The sequence below is a fragment of the Pseudarthrobacter sp. BIM B-2242 genome, assembly GCF_014764445.1.
Lineage (GTDB): Bacteria > Actinomycetota > Actinomycetes > Actinomycetales > Micrococcaceae > Arthrobacter > Arthrobacter luteus_A.
Genome location: NZ_CP061721.1, coordinates 1,261,701 through 1,280,945 on the forward strand (window position 1 = coordinate 1,261,701; position 19,245 = coordinate 1,280,945).

General features: G+C 66.3%; 16 protein-coding genes. 7 read left to right on the forward strand and 9 right to left on the reverse strand.

What is annotated here, in order from left to right; all coding sequences use genetic code 11:
* Positions 1-49 precede the first annotated feature (49 nt).
* From IDT60_RS05880 to IDT60_RS05890, 3 genes are all read left to right on the forward strand, one after another.
* Positions 50-988 carry a BTAD domain-containing putative transcriptional regulator gene (locus tag IDT60_RS05880; RefSeq protein ID WP_223883901.1) on the forward strand — a complete coding sequence of 313 codons (939 nt, stop codon included), beginning with the start codon at positions 50-52 and terminating at the stop codon, positions 986-988.
* 153 nt (positions 989-1,141) lie between these two features.
* Positions 1,142-4,840, forward strand: coding sequence for a transcription-repair coupling factor (gene mfd, locus IDT60_RS05885; protein WP_191081242.1), 3,699 nt, complete (start codon positions 1,142-1,144; stop codon positions 4,838-4,840).
* Between the two features lie 6 nt (positions 4,841-4,846).
* A complete protein-coding gene (locus tag IDT60_RS05890) occupies positions 4,847-5,653 on the forward strand; it encodes a metal-dependent hydrolase (RefSeq protein ID WP_191081243.1) in 807 nt (268 codons plus the stop codon).
* Between the two features lie 84 nt (positions 5,654-5,737).
* Here IDT60_RS05890 and IDT60_RS05895 read toward each other — a convergent pair whose 3' ends face one another.
* From IDT60_RS05895 to nirB, 6 genes are all read right to left on the reverse strand, one after another.
* Positions 5,738-5,983, reverse strand: coding sequence for a hypothetical protein (locus tag IDT60_RS05895; protein WP_191081244.1), 246 nt, complete (start codon positions 5,981-5,983; stop codon positions 5,738-5,740).
* 51 nt (positions 5,984-6,034) lie between these two features.
* A complete protein-coding gene (deoC, locus tag IDT60_RS05900) occupies positions 6,035-6,760 on the reverse strand; it encodes a deoxyribose-phosphate aldolase (protein WP_191081245.1) in 726 nt (241 codons plus the stop codon).
* 115 nt (positions 6,761-6,875) lie between these two features.
* Positions 6,876-7,751 (reverse strand): FAD-dependent oxidoreductase, encoded by an 876-nt coding sequence (locus tag IDT60_RS05905; RefSeq protein WP_191081246.1) that lies wholly within the window; start codon positions 7,749-7,751, stop codon positions 6,876-6,878.
* A gap of 189 nt (positions 7,752-7,940) precedes the next feature.
* Positions 7,941-9,086 carry a uroporphyrinogen-III synthase gene (locus IDT60_RS05910; protein ID WP_164201382.1) on the reverse strand — a complete coding sequence of 382 codons (1,146 nt, stop codon included), beginning with the start codon at positions 9,084-9,086 and terminating at the stop codon, positions 7,941-7,943.
* A gap of 14 nt (positions 9,087-9,100) precedes the next feature.
* Positions 9,101-10,135 (reverse strand): uroporphyrinogen-III C-methyltransferase, encoded by a 1,035-nt coding sequence (gene cobA / locus IDT60_RS05915; protein ID WP_191081247.1) that lies wholly within the window; start codon positions 10,133-10,135, stop codon positions 9,101-9,103.
* 2 nt (positions 10,136-10,137) lie between these two features.
* The gene (gene nirB, locus IDT60_RS05920; protein ID WP_191081248.1) at positions 10,138-12,768 is read right to left on the reverse strand and encodes a nitrite reductase large subunit NirB; all 2,631 of its coding nucleotides are present in this window, start codon (positions 12,766-12,768) and stop codon (positions 10,138-10,140) included.
* A gap of 283 nt (positions 12,769-13,051) precedes the next feature.
* On the opposite strand from nirB, the gene nirD reads away from it, so the two are divergent.
* On the forward strand, positions 13,052-13,426 hold the full coding sequence (gene nirD, locus IDT60_RS05925) for a nitrite reductase small subunit NirD (RefSeq protein ID WP_164201376.1): 375 nt from the start codon (positions 13,052-13,054) through the stop codon (positions 13,424-13,426).
* 9 nt (positions 13,427-13,435) lie between these two features.
* On the opposite strand, the gene IDT60_RS05930 is transcribed toward nirD, so the two are convergent.
* Both IDT60_RS05930 and IDT60_RS05935 read right to left on the reverse strand, forming a co-directional pair.
* Positions 13,436-15,208, reverse strand: a complete 1,773-nt coding sequence (locus IDT60_RS05930) for a phospho-sugar mutase (protein ID WP_191081249.1) — start codon at positions 15,206-15,208, stop codon at positions 13,436-13,438.
* A gap of 66 nt (positions 15,209-15,274) precedes the next feature.
* Positions 15,275-16,093 carry a purine-nucleoside phosphorylase gene (locus IDT60_RS05935; protein ID WP_164201372.1) on the reverse strand — a complete coding sequence of 273 codons (819 nt, stop codon included), beginning with the start codon at positions 16,091-16,093 and terminating at the stop codon, positions 15,275-15,277.
* 117 nt (positions 16,094-16,210) lie between these two features.
* Between IDT60_RS05935 and IDT60_RS05940 the strand changes: the two genes are divergently transcribed.
* The 3 genes from IDT60_RS05940 (at position 16,211) to IDT60_RS05950 (ending at position 18,453) form a co-directional block, all read left to right on the forward strand.
* The gene (locus tag IDT60_RS05940; protein WP_191081250.1) at positions 16,211-17,629 is read left to right on the forward strand and encodes an NAD(P)H-quinone dehydrogenase; all 1,419 of its coding nucleotides are present in this window, start codon (positions 16,211-16,213) and stop codon (positions 17,627-17,629) included.
* A 23-nt stretch (positions 17,630-17,652) separates the two neighbouring features.
* Positions 17,653-17,838: a PspC domain-containing protein gene (locus IDT60_RS05945; RefSeq protein WP_164201368.1), complete on the forward strand. Its 186-nt coding sequence runs from the start codon at positions 17,653-17,655 to the stop codon at positions 17,836-17,838.
* A 63-nt stretch (positions 17,839-17,901) separates the two neighbouring features.
* Positions 17,902-18,453 (forward strand): flavodoxin domain-containing protein, encoded by a 552-nt coding sequence (locus IDT60_RS05950; protein WP_191081251.1) that lies wholly within the window; start codon positions 17,902-17,904, stop codon positions 18,451-18,453.
* Positions 18,454-18,474: 21 nt separating this feature from the next.
* Here the strand turns inward: IDT60_RS05950 and IDT60_RS05955 are convergent, their stop codons facing one another.
* Entirely contained in the window at positions 18,475-19,182 is a 708-nt protein-coding gene (locus tag IDT60_RS05955; RefSeq protein ID WP_191081252.1) for a hypothetical protein, read from the reverse strand.
* Between the last annotated feature and the right edge of the window lie 63 nt (positions 19,183-19,245).

Sequence of the window (19,245 nt, forward strand, 5' to 3'; positions counted from 1 at the left end):
CGGAAAGCCGCACTCAGTTTTGGGTGGCTTGGGGGATATGGGGACAATCGTGGGGAATACTCCTGTACCAAAAGAACTGGTCGCCGTACGCCTGTTCGGCACCTTTGAACTGCGCCGCAGGGGAGTTGCGCTTTCCGCGGCAGACATCGGCGGCCGCAAGCCAAGGCAGATACTGGAGATACTGCTGCTGAACCTGGGCAACCCGGTGTCCAAGGACCGAATCATTGAAACATTGTGGGGCTCCGGGGCCGGCAAGGGGACGGTCGCAACGCTCGAAAGTTATATCAGCGGTATTCGGCGCGCAATTCAGCCGGGAAACACCAAGACCGGACCGCTCCGCACCGCGAACGGGGGCTATGTTATCGACCCGGCGCTTGTGGACCTGGACCTCTTCCGGTTCCGCCAGCTAGTTGGGAAGGCGACTCAGGCACCGCCCTGCGAAGCATACTCATTTCTGACGGAGGCCCTGGAACTCGCTGCTGAGCCCTTTCTTGCTTCAGAACTGGCCTCCGACTGGGCCGACGAGGCAAGGGCACACCAAGGGGCAGAACGGCTGGCCGCGCAAATCCAGGCCGCGGAGACTGCTGCTTTGCTGGGCCTCGCATCGGATGCTGTCGGCTGGGCACGGCTGGCAGTGGCCTCCGATCCACTCAACGAGCGGGCCTGGACAGTGCTGGTGACAGGCTACGAGCAGTCCGGGCTGCCGGCAGAGGGACTGTCCGCTTACGCGCGGTGCCAACTGATCTTCGACCGCGACCTTGGCTGCGCGCCCGGTCCGTCGTTGCAGGCCGCGCACCTGAGGCTTCTGCACCAGCGCGCTGACGCAAATACTGAGCTCGCGGAGGCGATGGCGGCGTTGGTATATCTAGGGGACAGACTGTCCGGCCAAGGTCACACCCGCCGGTCCACAACCGACTACGGCTTCACCCATGAAGATGCGGGCAGGATTCTCGCCTCATTTCTCCAGAGGGCCAGGGCCGCAGTCTGACCTACAACACGTGGGGCGGGTCGTCCGTGGAAGCAGAGACGCGTTCCGAGTGGGCGCCGGGGCAGGAGTAGGCTGGGAGGACCCGGCATTCGCAGCGAATCTCGGGTTTTCGCGTTGCCTGCGCTGCCCACGAATCCCACAGGAGTTTCTGCCATGAGCCCGAGCGCCTCCCGCACTGGTGCCTCCCTTTCCGGTCCGTCGCTTGCCGGACTGCGCAGCGCCCTGGCCGAGGACCACACCTTCGCCCGGGTCAGAGCCGAGGCTGCACGGGGGTTCGATGTCCGCGGCCAGGACTACCAGATCAGCGCACCGGCCGGCCTCCGCGCCGCGCTGCTGGCGGAAATGGCAGACGGCCTCACCGCCGCGGGCGCCAGTGCTGCGGACGGACCGCCCGACGGCGGGATCCCGGCCGTGGTGCTCGCCGTCACCGCTACGGGACGTGAGGCTGAGGACCTGACGGCGGCCCTCCGGGCCTACCTTCCGGCGGATGCTGTGGCCGAGTTCCCCAGCTGGGAAACCCTGCCGCACGAGCGGCTCTCACCCCGCTCGGACACTGTGGGCCGGCGGCTGTCCGTCCTGCGCCGGCTGGCACACCCGGAAAGCTCGACGGCGGGTCAGCTGCGGGTGGTGGTTGCCCCGGTCCGCGCGGTGGTGCAGCCGATTGTCGCCGGGCTGGGTGAGCTGGTTCCCGTGACCCTGAAGGTTGGCCAGGACATGCCGTTCACCGATGTGGTGCGCCGGCTGGCAGACGCTGCCTATGCACGTGTGGACATGGTCACCCACCGCGGCGAGTTCGCCGTGCGCGGCGGCATCATCGACGTGTTTCCGCCCACCGAGGACCACCCCATCCGCGTTGAGTTCTTCGGCGACGAGGTGGACCAGATGCGCTGGTTCGCCGTCGCGGACCAGCGCTCGCTGTCGGCTCCGGGCATCCACCACCCCACGGAACTGCACGCGCCGCCCTGCCGCGAAATCCTGATTACGCCGTCGGTGATGTCACGGGCGGCCACCCTGAAGGCCCAGCTCCCGGCCGCCGCGGACATGCTGGAGAAGATCGCCGGGGGCATTGCCGTGGAAGGCATGGAGTCGCTCGCGCCGGTGCTGGTGGACGCCATGGTTCCCTTTGTGGAGCAGCTGCCCGCCGGATCGATCTCGGTGGTCATTGAACCGGAAAAGGTCCGCACCCGGGCGCATGACCTCGCGGCCACCAACGAGGAGTTCCTGGAAGCGGCCTGGTCCACAGCCTCGGACGGAGGCACGGCTCCCTTGGATCTGAGCTCGCAGGCGTCCGCCGCCCTGCACTCCGCCAGCTTCCGCTCCCTTGCCGAAACCCGCAGCTTCGCCCTGAACCATGAGGTGTCCTGGTGGTCCATCACGTCGCTGGCCACTGATGAGGAGCTGCTGCCGGAGATCGACGTCCTGAACCTGCATGCCCGGGAACCCCGGGGATACCAGGGCGACGTCGCCGAAATGATGGAGTTCATCGGCTCGCACGTCCGGGACCAGTGGCGGATCGTTGTGGTCACCGAGGGCCCCGGTCCCGCGCAGCGCCTGGCGGAACTGTTCCACGACGCCGACATTCCGTGTGCCCGGGTGGACACCCTGGAGAAGGAACCGCAGGCGGGCATCATCGAGGTGACCACTGCCGCCGTCGGACGCGGTTTTGTCCTGGACAGCCTCAAACTCGGGCTGCTCACCGAGGCCGATCTGCTGGGACGGACGTCTGCAGGCTCCACCAAGGACATGCGGCGCATGCCGTCCAAGCGCCGGAACGCCGTGGACCCCCTGCAGCTGGTCAACGGAGACCACGTGGTGCACGAACAGCACGGCATCGGCCGGTTCGTTGAACTCATCCAGCGCAAGGTTGCCGGAGGCGGGGACGGCGTCCGCGAATACCTGGTCCTGGAGTATGCCCCGTCCAAGCGCGGTGCGCCGGGGGACCGGCTCTTTGTTCCCACCGACCAGCTGGACCAGGTGACCCGGTACGTCGGCGGCGATACCCCGGTGCTCAGCAAGATGGGCGGCTCGGACTGGGCCAGTACCAAGTCCAAGGCACGCAAGGCCGTCAAGGAGATCGCGGGCGAACTCATCCGGCTGTACTCCGCACGGATGGCCTCCCGCGGCCACGCCTTCGGTCCGGACACCCCCTGGCAGCGCGAGCTGGAGGAAGCCTTCCCGTACGTTGAAACGCCGGACCAGCTGACCACCATCAACGAGGTCAAAGCGGACATGGAGCGCGAGATCCCCATGGACCGGCTCGTCTCCGGCGACGTGGGCTACGGCAAGACCGAGATCGCCGTGCGCGCAGCTTTCAAGGCGGTCCAGGACGGCAAGCAGGTGGCGGTGCTGGTGCCCACCACCCTGCTCGCCCAGCAGCACTACGAGACGTTCACCGAGCGCTTCTCCGGTTTCCCGCTGCGGGTCAAGGCCCTTTCCCGATTCCAGAACGCCAAGGAATCCAAGGAAACCGTGGAAGGTGTCAAGAGCGGCTCCGTGGACGTGGTCATCGGCACGCACCGGCTGCTCTCCAAGGACTTCGCATTCAAGGACCTTGGCCTGGTGATCGTGGATGAGGAGCAGCGCTTCGGCGTCGAGCACAAAGAGGCGCTCAAGAAGATGCGCACCAACGTGGACGTCCTGGCCATGAGCGCCACACCGATCCCGCGAACGCTTGAGATGTCCCTGACCGGCATCCGGGAAACGTCCACCCTGGCCACTCCGCCCGAGGAACGCCACCCCGTGCTGACCTACGTGGGCCCGTACACGGACAAGCAGACCTCGGCGGCCATCCGGCGTGAGCTCATGCGGGAAGGCCAGGTGTTCCTGGTGCACAACCGAGTGTCCACCATCGAACGGACCGCCGCGAAGGTCCGCGAACTGGTTCCGGAGGCGCGCGTGGAAGTGGCGCACGGGCAGATGTCCGAGAGCCGGCTGGAGCAGATCATCGTGGACTTCTGGGAGAAGCGCTTTGACGTGCTGGTGTGCACCACCATCATCGAAACCGGCCTGGACATCTCCAACGCCAACACCCTGATTGTGGACGGGGCGGACAAGTACGGCCTCTCCCAGCTGCACCAGCTCCGCGGCCGTGTGGGCCGTGGCCGCGAACGCGCCTACGCCTACTTCCTCTACCCGTCCGAGAAGCCGCTGGGCGAAGTGGCGCTGGAACGGCTCAAGGCCGTCGCCACTCACAACGAGCTGGGAGCCGGCATGCAGCTGGCCATGAAGGACCTCGAGATCCGCGGCGCCGGCAACCTGCTCGGCGGCGAGCAGTCCGGGCACATCCAGGGGGTGGGCTTCGATCTGTACATCCGGCTGGTGGGCGAGGCCGTGGCGGACTACCGCGGCGACGCCGAGGAAAAGGCGGCCGAAATGAAGATCGAGCTGCCGGTCAACGCCCACCTCCCGCACGACTACGTACCGGGGGAACGGCTGCGGCTGGAGGCGTACCGCAAGCTGGCCTCAGCACTGACCAACGAAGCCATCGAGGAAGTCCTGGCCGAGCTCGTGGACCGCTACGGGGAGCCGCCGCTGCCGGTCCAGAACCTGATCGCCGTGGCCCGCTTCAGGGTAGGGGCCCGCGAGGCCGGCCTGTCCGACGTCGCGCTCCAGGGGAACTTCATCAAGTTCTCACCTGCCCAACTGCCTGAGTCGAAGCAGATGCGGCTGACCCGGATGTACCCGGGTTCGCAGTCCAAGCCGGCCCTGGACGCCGTGCTGATTCCAAAGCCCAAGACCGCCAGGATCGGCGGCCGGGACCTCCAGGACGCCGAAATCCTGGAATGGGCCAACGGCGTCATCCGCAACATCTTCTCCGACACTCCTTTATCAGCCACGCAGGCGGTGAGCTGACCGTTGATGGGAGGACATCACGCCGCGTCGGGAGCCGCGGCGTGGGTAGCTATTGCCTCGACAGGGCCGTACACCCTGGGCTGGTATCCGTTGGATGCCACCGGCATCCTGATCGGGGGCATGGCGACGGCGGGCACAGCCCTGGTGTGCGACTGGGACCACCGGCACAGCACGGTGGCGAACTCGCTGCCCCCGCTGTCCAACGTCATTGCCAGGGGAATTGAGAACGCCAGCGGCGGACACCGTCAAGGCACCCACTCCATCCTCGGAGCGGCCTTCTTTGTGGTGCTGGCCATGATGGCGGGACAGATCCAGCTCCAGACCGACTGGGGCCTGCTGTCCGTCGGTGCCGGCCTGCTGTGTATGTTCATGATCAACATCGCCGCCAAGGCGCTGAAGCTGTTCCCCAGGTCGGGCTTCATCAGCAACTGGATTTTCGCCCTCACAATGGCCGGGCTGGTGACGTGGTTTGCCCCGCACCAGTGGACCTGGCTGCCGGTGTCCATGCTGACCGGCGTGGTGGTCCACATTGTGGGGGACATGATCACCACCGGCGGCGTGCCTCTGCTCTGGCCAATCGTCATCAAGCCACCCCGGTTCCTGCGGAAACTCCCGGTGTTCAACGACATCTGGAAGTCCAACGGCGCGTTTTCCCTGCCTCTCCTCGGCCGGGCAGGATCACGGCGGGAGTGGCTGGTGCTGATCCCCGTGAGTGCTTACGCCATGGTGGGGATGTGCGTGGCGGCCTGGTCTGCGGCAAAGCAGCATGGCCCGGGAGTTCTCGCCGCGCTCGGCAACGTGATCCGCACTTAAACAACCAACGCGGGGTCACATAATGCCCAATGCATCCTTGAGGATGGGCATTATGTGACCCCGCGTTGCTGTGGAAAGCAGGTCTTACTTCTCGCCCGCTGAATCGGAGCGGCCCAGGATGGTCTGCGGAATCCAGTACGCCAGGAAGAAGAGGCCCAGGCAGACGGCCATCGGCCACGGGTTGTCCAGGGTGAGGAAGGACAGCGAGTAGACGGAGCCCAGGAACAGGGCAATCATGACCAGAAACAGGCCAATGCTCGTGACGAGGCTGTTCTCGTTCTCCGGGGTCTGGACTTTCGTAACGCCGGACGCTGTGGTCTTGCTGGACATTCGTTCCTCCTCGGCCCCTGGGGGCTCAAATCTAGGGCGGCTCCGGCAGCGTCAGTAGCTGGTTGAACCCTGTTCACCCTTGACGATTGCAATGCCGGAGCTGGCACCAATACGTGTTGCACCAGCAGCAATCATAGCCTGAGCGTCAGCCAGGGAGCGCACGCCGCCGGAAGCCTTGACGCCCAGATCAGGGCCGACGGTCCGGCGCATCAGGGCGATGTCTTCTGCCGTGGCGCCGCCGCCGCTGAAGCCGGTGGAGGTCTTCACAAAGTCTGCCCCGGCCTCAACCGCAGCCTGGCAGGCAAGGACTTTCTGGTCGTCGGAGAGAAACACAGTTTCGATGATGACCTTCAAGGCGGCCCCGCTCGCGTGGACAGCCTCGGCGACCGCCGAAATGTCCTCCACCAGCGCGCCCTTGTCCCCGGCCCGTGCAGCGGCGATGTTGATGACCATGTCGATTTCATCTGCGCCGTCGAGTACGGCACCGCGGGCTTCGAATGTCTTCACATCGGTGGGCGTGGCGCCCAGTGGAAAACCGATCACCGAACACGTCAGCACCCCGGAACCCTTGAGGGCCGTCTTGACCGTCTTGACCCACAGGGGATTCACGCAGACCGACTTGAAATGGTATTCGGCGGCCTCGGCACACACCTTCAGGATGTCCGCTTCGCTGGCTTCGGGCTTCAGCAGCGTGTGGTCAATGTAGGACGCTATGTTCCCCGGTGCTGAGTCCGTGCCGGCTCCGCGCTGGCCGGCAGAAGTGGCTTCGTTGCTCATGGTGGTCCTTTTCCTCGTGGCCTTGCGGGCCGTCGGCGGGCTGCAGCGTGCAGGGCTCTTTCGGGAACCATCTTGCCACAACGGCGATGCCGCCATGAGGGGTGCGCGCAGGAGCTCAGGCCGCTGCCTGCAGGACCGTTCCGGCCGAGGACGCCGACATCAGCTGTGCGGCGCAGGCACCGGCTGCAGAGGCCGCGGCCACCAACAGGCCCAGCCGGACGCCGTCGAACGTTGCGGCGTCACCAATGGCCCAGATCCCCGGTACGGAGGTCCGGAAGTCCTGGCTGATGGCAATGCCACCGCCGGGAGCCGTGCGGAGGCCGGCGCTGGCAGCGAGCCCGTCCCGGGAGACGCGTTCCTCCGCCAGGACCACAATGTCGCCGTTCATGCTGCTGCCGTCGGCGAAGACGATCCCTGCGGTGTTCAGCTCCGGGCCAGGCTTTCGCGGCTTCACCACGGCAGGCCGCACCGTGGTCCGGACCGGGCGGACGCCGCGGGCGCGCAGCACCGCCTCGGCCTGCCCCGCGGCGGCACCGGTGCCCACCAGGATTCCCAGCGGCCGCCTGCCCAATTCACTGGTCAGGTCCTTCACCGCTTCGCCGATCCGGGCGGCGTCATCGATTGTGGAGTAGCTCAGGCAGTGGCCCGAACCCTCAACAGGGGCTTCCTCCGGCGCGGAACCCGTTGCGATGACCAGCTGGTCGTAGCTGAATTCCATCCCGTCAGCCGTGGTCACGGTCCGCGTTGCGGCCTCGATGAAGCTGGCGGGCTGGCCGAACCGGAGCGAGACCTGCGGCAGGGCTGCCACCTCCAGGAGTTCCTCAGTCACGTCGTCACGGTTGCTCAGGATGGTGATGGTTCCGGTGAACCGTGCACGGTCCAGCTGCCTCGCAAGGGCCTGGGCCGCCGGGCCGGCACCTGCAATGACGATGCGTGGCGCGGTGCTGGAGATGGCGGCGGAGTGGGAGATGGAGGATGCCGGAGCGGACATGTGCTGGCCCTTTCGCTGGCGGCCGCAGGCTAGCCCCGGCCGGGAAGTTCGTGATGTTCCCCAGCGTAGGGTGCCCGTTTTTCCAGCGTGTTTCGCCCCAATTACGGGAGCGGGAGTTTTTGTCCAGATGATGTGCTTACCGTATGGCCTTGGTCACATTATTCGGACAAAAACTCCCGTGGGGACGGTTCAGACGCGGATCCGGTAGCCGCGCTTGACTACCGTCTCCACCAGGCGGCCGTCCGGCAGCGAGGAACGGAGCCGGCTGACAGTCATGTCGAGGGCGTGGACGGAGCCTTTGAGTTCGAGCAGGTCGGAGAGGGCCTCCCGGGAGAGGACCGCCCCGCCGGCCCCCAGCAGCGCACGCAGCAGCAACAATGGCGCGGGCGCCAGCTCAACGGGCTGGCCATCGATCCGCAGGCTGCGGCCGCGGAGTTCGATGTTGCCGGAGGTTGTGTCGAGGCGCCGCACGTGGTTCAGGGCGAGGTGCTCGCACACCAGGCGGATCAGGGCGCCCATCCGGAACCGCTCGGGAATGAGCGGGGTGACACCGGCGTCAAGGAGCGGCTGTGCCGTTACGGGGCCCACCACGGCCGTAGTGACGTTGGTCTTCAGGCTGTGGATCAGCTCTTTGTACAGGCCCATCTCGTGCGCGGTGCTCCACATCGCGTCCACGGCCGGCGCGCTCGTGAAAGTGAGCACGTCCAGGTTGCCGCTGCACGCGGCCTCAATGAGGCGCGGAAGCCGGTCTTCGCCGTCGGGCTTTACCCAGCGGTAGGGGGTCACGGTGAGGACGGTTGCCCCGGACATGCGCAGGCGCTCGAGTTGACGGACGTCGGTGTAGCCGTGCAGCTGCACGGCCACGGTCTTGCCGCGGACGCCTTCGGCGAGCAGCATGTCCACCAGCGTTGCGGTGGTTTCGTCGCTGCTGATTCCGACGTCGGCGAGACCGGCGGCGCGGACGGCGCCGCGGGCTTTGGGGCCGCGGACGAACATCCGGCAGGCGCCGAGTGTTTCCAGTAGTTCCTCACCAATCCCGAACGAATCGGCCGCCTCGCACCAGCGGCGCATGCCATACGCGGTGGTGGCGATGCAGAGGTCAGGGCGGGCCGCGATGACGGCCTTGGTGTCCTCAATCAGGCGGATGTCTTCCTGGACGGGCGCGATCTTCAGTGCCGGGGCGTGCAGTACTTCAGCGCCGCGCCGTTCCAGGGCCTCGATAAGGTCGCGGGACCGGCGGTGCGAGGTCACCCCGATGCGGAAGCCCTCCAAGGGGGAGCTTCCGGCATCCGATGCTTCGTCTGCCTCGGGTTCAGCTGGTGCCAGTGCGTTCATGGGGGTCAATCCTTTCACGAACCCAGCAGCGAGGCCGCCAGCCTGTCCAGGTCGGCGGCGGCCTCAGCATGCCCGCGGTTGGCTTCAGCCACCCGGACCACCTCGCCGATGACCAGCACGGCGGGGTTGTTGCACCCGGCCGCGGCGGAGGTGATGGTGCCCAGGTCGGCGATGGTGGTGCGCTGGCCGGGACGGTAACCGCGTTCGACGACGGCCATGGGCATATCGGGGCGCATGCCGGCTTTGCGCAGCCCGGCGGCGAGCTGGTGCAGCGTGCCGATGCCCATGAGGACCACGATGGTGCCGCCCAGGCCGGCAAGATGCATGTGTTCTTTTTCGGTGAGCGGGGCGTGGCCTGAAACCACGGTGAACATGTGGCTGACCTCGCGGTGCGTGACCGGGATGCCTGCCGCCGCCGGGACGGAAATCGCACTGGTAACGCCCGAGATGACGCGGACGGGTACGCCGGCGGCGACGCAGGAGGCAACTTCCTCGCCGCCGCGGCCGAAGACGTAGGGATCGCCGCCTTTCAGCCGGACCACATTGTTGCCTTCCAAGGCGGACGCGACCATCAGCTTTTCGATGTCAGCCTGGCTGACCTTGTGGTGGCCGGGCTTCTTGCCCACATCCACCAGTTCGGCCGAGGTCAGGACAGGCAGGTCCTGGCACGGCGCGAGGCGGTCGTAGAACACCACATCGGCATCGCGGAGGGCGTTGACCGCGGCGACGGTCAGCAGGTCCGTGGTGCCGGGACCGCCACCCACCAGGGTTACGTGGCCTACGGGGCCGGCGGCCGGTTCGGCCGCGACCGGGATACCGGTTACGCGGCACCGGCCGAGCAGGGCCTCCCAGCCCGGCTGGCCGTCGTCGACTGCTGCCACCAGGAAGGGACGCTCGGGAAGCGGGCCGTCATGCGCGGCACCCTGCGGGGTGCTGAGGCGGTAGACGACGGCGCCCGCGGCTTCGTAGCGGCGCACCGCCTGGCGTGCGGCGTGGTCGGAGCCGGTGACCAGGACTTCCCGGCCGGTCAGATCAATGCTGAGCTGCATGGCTATACCTCGTTCTCGTCGCGGGGCCGCATGGGGATGGAAGCGCCAATGAGGACCTTCCCTTTTTCTTCAGCGGTGGCCGGCCGGAACTGGCCGCGCTCGTCGGAGACGAACGTGATGGAGTCGTCCTTCTGGTCCGGGGCGTTGACGAAGGACCGGAACCGGCGCAGGCGCTCGGGGTCCTTCAGGGTGTCGGCCCATTCGTCGACGTAGGTGTCCACGTGCTTGGCCATGGCTGCTTCGAGTTCCTCGGCGATGCCCAGGGTGTCCTTGACCACCACGTCCTCGACGTGCTTGATGCCGCCGTCGAGCTCTTCCTGCCAGCGTGCGGTGCGCTGCAGTCGGTCGGCGGTGCGGATGTAGTACATGAAGTACCGGTCGATGTACTTGATCAGCGTCTCGTCGTCCAGGTCCTTGGCCAGCAGCTGGGCGTGGGCCGGGGTGGCACCGCCATTGCCGCCGACGTACAGGTTCCAGCCGTCGGCGGTGGCGATCACGCCAACATCCTTGCCGCGCGCTTCGGCGCATTCGCGGGCACAGCCGGAGACGCCCATCTTCAGCTTGTGCGGGCTGCGGAGGCCGCGGTAGCGCAGCTCAAGCTGGATGGCCATGGCCACCGAGTCCTGGACGCCGAAGCGGCACCAGGTGGAACCAACGCAGGACTTCACCGTGCGCAGGCTCTTGCCGTAGGCCTGGCCGGACTCGAAGCCTGCGTCCACCAGTTCCTTCCAGATTTCCGGCAGCTCTTCGAGGCGGGCACCGAACATGTCGATGCGCTGGCCGCCGGTGATCTTGGTGTACAGGTTGTACTTCTCGGCCACCGCTGCGATGACGCCGAGCTTCTTCGGGGTGATTTCGCCGCCGGCGATGCGGGGGACCACCGAGTAGGTGCCGTCCTTCTGCATGTTGGCGAGGGCACGGTCGTTGGTGTCCTGCAGGGTACCGCGGCCGGCGTCCAGCACGTAGGCGCTGTTCTGGCTGGCGAGGATGTTGGCGATGGTGGGCTTGCAGATGTCGCAGCCGGCGCCGGTGCCGTACTTGGCCATGATCTCTTCGAAGGAGGTCAGTTCCAGGACGCGGATGGCGTCGAACAGTTCCTGGCGGGAGAGCTCGATGTGCTCGCAAAGGGCCTTGGAGACCTCGACGCCGGACTTGGTGAGCTCGGTTTCCAGCAGCTTCTTGAGCATCGGCACGCAGGAACCGCAGCTGGTGCCGGCGCGGGTGCAGCCCTTCAGCTCACCGAGTTCCTGGACCGGTGCGTTGCCGTCGCAGGCGCCGCAGCCGTTGACCGTATCGCGGATGGTTCCGGCGGAGACGTTGTTGCAGGAGCACAGGATGGCGTCGTCCGGGAGCTCGGTTTCCGGGGCCTCGCCGCCGCCGGCCGCGGTGAGGTACGCGCCGGGCTCGGCGCTCAGTTCGCGGCCCAGGAGCGGGCGGAGGCTGGTGTAGGGGCTGGCGTCGCCCACGAAGATGCCGCCCAGGAGGGTCTTGGCGTCGTCGGTGGTGACAATCTTCTGGTAGACGCCGCGGGCGGGGTCGGCATAGACGATCTCGAGCGAGTGCTCGGTCCTGGCGAAGCCGTCACCGAAGCTGGCGACGTCCACGCCCGAGAGCTTGAGCTTGGTGGCGGTGTCGAAACCGGGGAAGGTGGCCTCGCCGCCGTGCAGGCGGTCGGCCACGATCTCGGCCATGGTGTTGGCGGGGGCAACGAGGCCCAGGCACATGCCTTCGAAGTTGGCGACTTCACCGATGGCCCAGATGCCGTCTACTTCGGTGGCGCAGTAATCGTTGATGACCACACCGCCGCGCTGGCCCAGGCTGAACACCTGTTCTTCGCCGTCGGCGGCGCGGAAGAGTTCGTCGCGGGGCCGGACGCCGATGGCAACGATCACCATGTCGGCGTCGATGATGCGGCCGTCCGCCATCAGGACACCGGTGACCTGGCCCTCGTCGTCGGAGAGGACTTCCGAAGGAAAGACGCCGCCGTGAACTTCGAAACCCTTGGCTTTGATCAGCCGGCCCATTGCCTGGCCCGCACCTTCGTCCAGCTGGGTGGCCATCAGCCACTGCGAACCGTCGATGACGATCGGCGTGGCCCCGAGCTGCTCCGTGCCTGCGGCCGATTCGAGCCCGAGGAGGCCGCCGCCGATGGTGACGGCGTTGACCTTGCGGCCGAGCTTCTCAGTGAGTTCGGTGATGGTCTTGTTAATGGCCCAGACGTCTTCGAGGGTGCGGTAGACGTGGGTGAGCTCGTTGCCGGGGATGGGGAGCCGCGCAGCATTCGAACCGGTGGCGACCACCAGGTCGTCATATTCGAAGGTGCTGCCGGCGGCTGTTTCCACCGTCTTGGCCCCGGCGTTGATCTTCACAACGCGCTCGCCGGTCTTAAGGTCCAGGGAGGCGTGGTCCCACATGGACGCTGATCCAAGCGTCAGGTCGACGTCGGTGTCGGTGAGGGCCTTGGACAGCGCCACGCGGTCGTAGGGGAGGTGGGCTTCCTCGGTGAGGACCGTGACATGCCAGCCTTCGAGGCCACGGGAGTGCATGGCATCGGCGAAGCGGTGGGCGGCTGGACCGCCACCGGCGACGACGATGCGGCGCGTGTTCTCTGTGCGTGAAGTCTGTTCGGTCACTGTGGGCCTTTCGCATGGGCCGCAGACGGAGTTCTGCGACCTTCTCTGACGAGGTATGCATTCAGACTACGGAGACGCAGTTTCGCTTCAGTTTCCCAATTGTTTCGTGATCTTAACTTCTGCATCACGAACGCGTTTCCGACCGGGTGAGGTCTCTTTTACCCGCCGGACACATTTACTGCACGCCTTTGAAACACCCGCTGCCTAGGTTGTTAGTGCGGCCATAAACGTGGCCGGGCAGACAGCCAAAACAGACAGACAAGCACGGGGAGTTGAACCGGACATGACGGCAACACTGGAAATTGGGGCGCTCACCGCCGACACCACCGAAACCGCTGCCGGCTGGCACCGGGTTTGTGCCGTTGCCGAACTTGAGCTCGCCTGGGGCGAAGCGGCGCTTATTGCGGGCCGCCAGGTGGCGCTGTTCCGGACCGGCCCCAGTGAGGTTTTTGCCGTCGCCCACGAGGACCCGGCGACGGGTGCCCACGTGATGGCGCGCGGCATCCTGGGGTCCCGCGGCACCAGGCCCACCATCGCGTCGCCGCTGCACAAAGAGGTCTACGACCTGGAAACCGGCGAATGCTTCGGAACAGCAGCCGTGCGCCTCGAGACGTTCCGCACCCGCATTGCCGACGGCTTCATCGAAGTGGCGGTCTAGCAGGATCCGTCACAGCCCGAGGGCCTCACGGACATCACTGATCACGGCATCGAGGGCGAGGCGGGCCGCCTGCCGGGCTTCCGGCAGTTCGGCCGCGGACTCCACCGGGTGGAGGACTTCCAGATAGCACTTGAGCTTCGGCTCTGTTCCGCTGGGCCGGATGATCACGCGGGTCTGGTCCCGGGTCAAATACAGCAGGCCATCCGTGGGCGGCAACTGGCCGCTCCCTTCGGCCAGGTCCACAAACGATTCAACCGCCGATGATCCGAACGCTTCGGGCGGGCTGACCCGCAGCCGGTTCATCATGGCATCGAGCAGGCCCAGGTCCGCCACCCGGATGCTCAGCTGGTCACTCGCGTGCAGGCCATGGCGGAGATAGAGCTCATCCAGCGTGTCGAAGATGGTTTTGCCTTCAGCCTTTGCGGCCGCAGCCATTTCGGCGATGAGGACAGCGGCCGAGATCCCGTCCTTGTCCCGGACCAGGTCTGGCGCAACGCAGTAGCCCAGGGCTTCCTCGTAGCCGTACAGCAGCCCCGGCACGCGGGAAATCCACTTGAAGCCGGTCAGCGTTTCCTCGTGCGCGTAGCCTGCCGCCGCGGCAATCCGGGCGAGCAGCCGTGAGGACACAATGGAATTGGCGAACACGCCGGCAGTCTCGGTGTCGGCGGCTGCCTGGCCGGTGTCGCCGGGTTTGTCGGGGCTGTCAGCCGCGAGCCGGGCCACGATGTGCGCCCCCAGCAGTGCCCCCACTTCATCCCCGCGCAGCATCCGCCAGGCGCCGGTGTCAGGATCCTTTGCCGCCACGGCAGCACGGTCGGCGTCGGGATCGTTGGCCAGGACAATGTCAGCATCCAGCCGGGCGGCTGTCTCCAGCGCCAAGTCCAGGGCACCCGGCTCCTCCGGGTTGGGGAAGCTCACCGTGGGAAAGTCCGGATCCGGTTCGGCCTGCTCCGCCACGAGCGTGACATCACCGAAGCCGGCCGCCTTCAGCACCGCCACGGCCGTTTCACCGCCGACGCCGTGCATGGGGGTCAGGACAATCCGCAGGTCGCGGGAAGGGAAGCGGGCAGGGTCGGCGAGCGCCGCCGTCGCGCGTTCGTAGTCAGCGGCAACTGACTGGTCCAGCACAGTCCAGCCGTCCGCGGCGAGGCCGATGGACTCGAGCGCTCCCACGGCCTCGATCCGTGCGGCGATGCGGGCGTCATAGGGCGCCACGATCTGCGCGCCGCGGCCGCTTTCCTCCACTGCGTGGCGGCCAAGGTAGACCTTGTAGCCGTTATCCTGCGGCGGGTTGTGGCTGGCTGTGACCATCACGCCGCCGTCGCAATCCAGCGCCCGCACGGCGAACGCGAGCAGGGGAGTGGGCAACGCGGCAGGCATCAGGAAGGTGTCAATCCCGGCAGCGGTGAAGATGGCTGCCGATTCCTCGGCGAAGATGTCCGAGTTGTGGCGGGCGTCGTAACCGACGACGGCGCGTGGCCGTGTTCCCGGCGCAGCCTCACCTACGGCGTCAGCGAGGAAGGCAGCAAATCCGGCGGCGGCCCGGCGCACCACCACCCGGTTCATCCGGTTCGGGCCGGGTCCGAGGGCGGCGCGGAGGCCTGCGGTGCCGAACTGCAGGGTGCCGCTGAAGCTGTCGGCCAGTTCCTGCATGGCGGCGGGGGAACCGTCCTCGGCGAGCTGCAGCAGCTCCGTGAGGGCGGCGGCTGTGGCGGGATCCGGATCTTTGGCAGCCCATTCGCGGGCGTGGCTGTACAAGGAGGCGGCATCGGAGGACGTCATGGGGTCCACGGTATCGTCATTGCTCCCGGAACGGTCCTGAACACTCGGTGGCGGCCCCGCTTTGACTTAGAGTTTGGCGATGATGCCTGCCAGTAGCTTGGAGATGCGCGGCCCGGCTTCCTGACCGGATTCGAGGACTTCCTGGTGGCTGAGCGGCATGGGGCTGATACCCGCGGCCAGGTTGGTCACCAACGAAATGCCGAAAACCTCCATGCCCGCGTGGCGGCCAGCGATTGCTTCCAGGGCTGTGGACATGCCCACCAGGTCCGCGCCGATCCGCTTGGCGTACTGCACCTCGGCGGGCGTCTCGTAGTGCGGTCCGGAGAACTGGACGTAGACGCCCTCGTCAAGTGAAGAATCCACTTCACGGGCGAGGGCCCGGATGCGTGGACTGTAGAGATCTGTCAGGTCCACGAACGTGGCGCCTTCCAGCGGGGACGTGCCGGTGAGGTTTATGTGATCTTTGATGAGCACCGGGGTGCCGGGAACCCAGCTTTCGTTGATGCCGCCGCAGCCGTTGGTGAGGACCAGGGTCTTGCAGCCGGCGGCGGCGGCTGCGCGGATGCCGTGGACGACAGCGCGGACGCCCTTGCCTTCGTAGTAGTGGGTCCGGGCGCCGAGGACCAGGGCGCGCTTGCCTTCCGTGGTGAGCACGGAGCGGATGGTGCCGACATGCCCCACCACGGCCGGGGCGTGGAAGCCGGGGACCTCGTCCGCGGCCAGGGTCGCGGTGGTCTCGCCGATGAGGTCGGCGGCTTCGGCCCAGCCCGATCCCAGCACCAGGGCGACGTCATGGCTGGCCACACCGGTCTTCTCGGCAATGTACTCAGCGGCTTCACGGGCGGCGTCAAAAGGGTCCATGGTCAGGAAGTCTGCATTACTCACTGGTACAAACTATCGTGCCGCCACCGATGTGCACAGCGTCACGGGTGCCGGTGATGCGCCCCATGAATCAGGCACTTTATTGATGTCCCGGCGCAATTGGGGAGAGAATGGTTGATTGTGACTACGCACCCAGACTTCAGCGCACCCCGGATCGCAATCCTCGGAGGTGGACCTGGCGGATACGAAGCCGCCATGGTCGCGGCCTCCCTCGGAGCGCAGGTCACCATTATCGAACGTGCCGGGCTCGGCGGCTCGGCGGTGCTCACCGACGTCGTGCCTTCCAAAACGCTGATCGCGACGGCGGACCTGATGACCCGCGTCGGTGAGGCGGGGGAGCTGGGAGTGAAGTTTGACGTTGACGGCGGGGACTTCGTGCCGGTGATGCGGGCCGATCTCAAGCACATCAACGACCGCCTGATGGGCCTGGCCCGCCAGCAGTCCCGCGACATCACGTCCGGTTTGGAACAGCACCAGAACATCCGCATCCTGCTGGGCTCGGGCAGGCTGGTGGACAACCACACCATTGAAGTGCTGACGGCCGACGGAACTGAAACCGTCGAAGCGGACACCATCCTGCTGGCTGTTGGCGCGCATCCCCGTGAATTGCCCACGGCGCGGCCCGACGGTGAACGCATCCTGAACTGGGCCCAGATTTACGACCTCGACGAGCTGCCGGAGGAACTCATTGTGGTGGGTTCCGGCGTGACCGGGGCCGAGTTCGCCTCCGCGTACAACGGCCTGGGCTCCAAGGTCACCCTGATTTCCAGCCGCGACCGGGTGCTGCCCGGTTCGGACACCGACGCCGCAGTGGTGCTGGAGGAAGTGTTCGAACGCCGCGGCGTGCACGTCCTGTCCAGGGCCCGCGCGGAGAGCGTTGAGCGCACGGACGACGGCGTGGTGGTCACCCTTGGGGACGGCTCGAAAGTCACCGGCAGCCACTGCCTGGTCTGCGTGGGGTCCATCCCCAACACCGCGGGCATCGGGCTGGAGGAAGCCGGCGTGGAGCTCTCAGAGAGCGGCCACATCAAGGTCGACGGCGTCTCCCGCACCAGTGCGCCGAACATCTACGCCGCAGGTGACTGCACCGGCGTCCTCGCGCTGGCTTCGGTCGCGGCGATGCAGGGCAGGATCGCGATCGCCCACTTCCTGGGTGACGCCGTGACGCCCATCAAGCTGCACCAGGTGGCATCGAACATCTTCACTTCACCGGAAATCGCCAACGTGGGCGTCTCCGAGGCCGAGATCCAGTCGGGGAAATACCAGGGCGATGTGGTGAAGCTGTCGCTGAAGAGCAACGCCCGCGCCAAGATGCGCAACAACAAGGACGGCTTCGTCAAGATCTTCGCCCGCAAGGGTTCCGGCACCGTCATCGGCGGCGTTGTGGTGGGCCCGAACGCCTCGGAGCTGATCTTCGCCATCTCCATCGCGGTGAAGCAGAAACTGCACGTGGACGATGTCGCCAGCACCTTTACGGTGTACCCCTCCCTGAGCGGTTCCATCTCGGAGGCGGCACGGCGCCTGCACGTCCACATCTGACCGTTCTGCGGTAGCGTGGCCACATGACTACAGCACTGGAGCGGCCCCGCAGCGGAAAACTCATCGGTGGCGTGTGTGCCGCGCTGTCTGCCCGTTTCGGGGTTCCGAAGTTCCTGGTCAGGCTCGGCTTTGTCATCTTCGGCCTGGTGGGGATCGGTGAATTGGTCTACATCGCGCTGTGGATCATGATCCCCAAGGCCCCGGCCTAGGCTCAGTTTCCTGCGGGACGTTTGGCCCTGTTTGCCCTGCTCCGTGCGGGGACACAGTGGAGCATGGCCAAGATCTACATCCCGTATGGAAGCGTTGAGGGGCAGACCGCCCGGATTGTGGAGTACATCGCCGAGCTGGTCGGGGCCCACGGGCACGAAGCGGAAACCGTGGACCTCAAACACGCCGGAGACTCACTCCCGGACGGTCAGGATGCCGTCATCGTGGCAGCGTCCGTCCACATAGGCAAGCATGAGAAATATGTCGTCGACTTTGTCCGGAAGAACCGCTCAGAACTGGAGCGGTTGCCGTCGGCCTTCATCTCAGTCAGCCTGGCCGCCCACGGAGACGAGCACGGTGGGGAGGGCTATGTGGCGGAGTTCGAGGAACAAACGAACTGGCATCCCGCCCACGTAGGAATGTTCTCCGGGGCGCTGTCCTACACCCGCTACAACTTCCTCAAACGCCAGATGATGAAGAAGATTGCCAAGGACAGGGGCTCCACAGATCTGGATACGTCCCGCGATTACGTCTACACGGAGTGGGACGGGGTGAAGCATTTCACCGAAGACTTCCTGGCGGGGCTGCCCGCACCATCCGGGGCAGCACAGGCGTAGTGCCCGTCAGGACAGTTCCCGTCAGGACCGGGCGTAGGCCGGGACCACGTCCCCTGGTGCAAGGGGCTTGAACCACTGCTCGACGTGCAGATCGCCGCGGTCTTCTGATGGAACGTCGGGGCCGTCCGGGTGCGGCCCGGTGTAGAGCGCCTGGCTGTCCGCATCCTCCAACAGGATTTCCTCAACCTGTGCCCGCCAGTCTTCGGGCAGCTCCAGTTCGTAGATGTCCTCGGTAATTTCCGCCTGGTCAAGCAGGCAACGGACAGCCAGCTCTGCTGCGAGGCATCCGGGGGCGGTCCAGCCGCGGCCCAGGGATGCGGCGACGTCGGAGGCGACCACGATGAACTTCTGCGTGAACGTCGTGTCGTAGCTGGCCGCGAATTGGGGCGGCAGCGAGGACAGCACCGACGAGGAAACGATGTCCGACGGCGTAACGGCGTCCAGCCCGCGCAGCGTTTCGAGGTCGCGGAAGAGCTGATCGAGGAGAACGCCGGATGAGTTCCAGAGGAGGCCCGCCAGCAGCCGGGTCTGCGTCACGGCCTTCTGGCGCTCGCCCGCAGGGACGGCAGCCATTTCGGCCAGGTCCTCCGGATCGAACAGGAGCCGCTGGTCTTCGGTCATGTCATCCGGATGCGGATCAAGGCCCAGCAGCTCCAGGCTCAGCCCGGTCAGCTTCTGCGCGTCGGCAAGCAGTTCTTCGGTGATGTCGTCGTCTTCGTCGGCATTCATGGCCCCGATGCTACCTTCCGCACGCCACCGTGCCGATTCGCGTTACGCACTCATGTCCGGCCT

What these genes read in the sequence shown, in the direction of transcription:
- IDT60_RS05910 (WP_164201382.1), bottom strand. Translation starts at nt 9,086, where the DNA reads ATGAACGCACTGGCACCAGCTGAACCCGAGGCAGACGAAGCATCGGAT.
- IDT60_RS05945 (WP_164201368.1), top strand. Translation starts at nt 17,653, where the DNA reads ATGACTACAGCACTGGAGCGGCCCCGCAGCGGAAAACTCATCGGTGGC.
- deoC (WP_191081245.1), bottom strand. Translation starts at nt 6,760, where the DNA reads ATGAGCAACGAAGCCACTTCTGCCGGCCAGCGCGGAGCCGGCACGGAC.
- cobA (WP_191081247.1), bottom strand. Translation starts at nt 10,135, where the DNA reads ATGCAGCTCAGCATTGATCTGACCGGCCGGGAAGTCCTGGTCACCGGC.
- IDT60_RS05905 (WP_191081246.1), bottom strand. Translation starts at nt 7,751, where the DNA reads ATGTCCGCTCCGGCATCCTCCATCTCCCACTCCGCCGCCATCTCCAGC.
- nirD (WP_164201376.1), top strand. Translation starts at nt 13,052, where the DNA reads ATGACGGCAACACTGGAAATTGGGGCGCTCACCGCCGACACCACCGAA.
- IDT60_RS05955 (WP_191081252.1), bottom strand. Translation starts at nt 19,182, where the DNA reads ATGAATGCCGACGAAGACGACGACATCACCGAAGAACTGCTTGCCGAC.
- IDT60_RS05950 (WP_191081251.1), top strand. Translation starts at nt 17,902, where the DNA reads ATGGCCAAGATCTACATCCCGTATGGAAGCGTTGAGGGGCAGACCGCC.
- IDT60_RS05895 (WP_191081244.1), bottom strand. Translation starts at nt 5,983, where the DNA reads ATGTCCAGCAAGACCACAGCGTCCGGCGTTACGAAAGTCCAGACCCCG.
- mfd (WP_191081242.1), top strand. Translation starts at nt 1,142, where the DNA reads ATGAGCCCGAGCGCCTCCCGCACTGGTGCCTCCCTTTCCGGTCCGTCG.
- IDT60_RS05890 (WP_191081243.1), top strand. Translation starts at nt 4,847, where the DNA reads ATGGGAGGACATCACGCCGCGTCGGGAGCCGCGGCGTGGGTAGCTATT.
- IDT60_RS05930 (WP_191081249.1), bottom strand. Translation starts at nt 15,208, where the DNA reads ATGACGTCCTCCGATGCCGCCTCCTTGTACAGCCACGCCCGCGAATGG.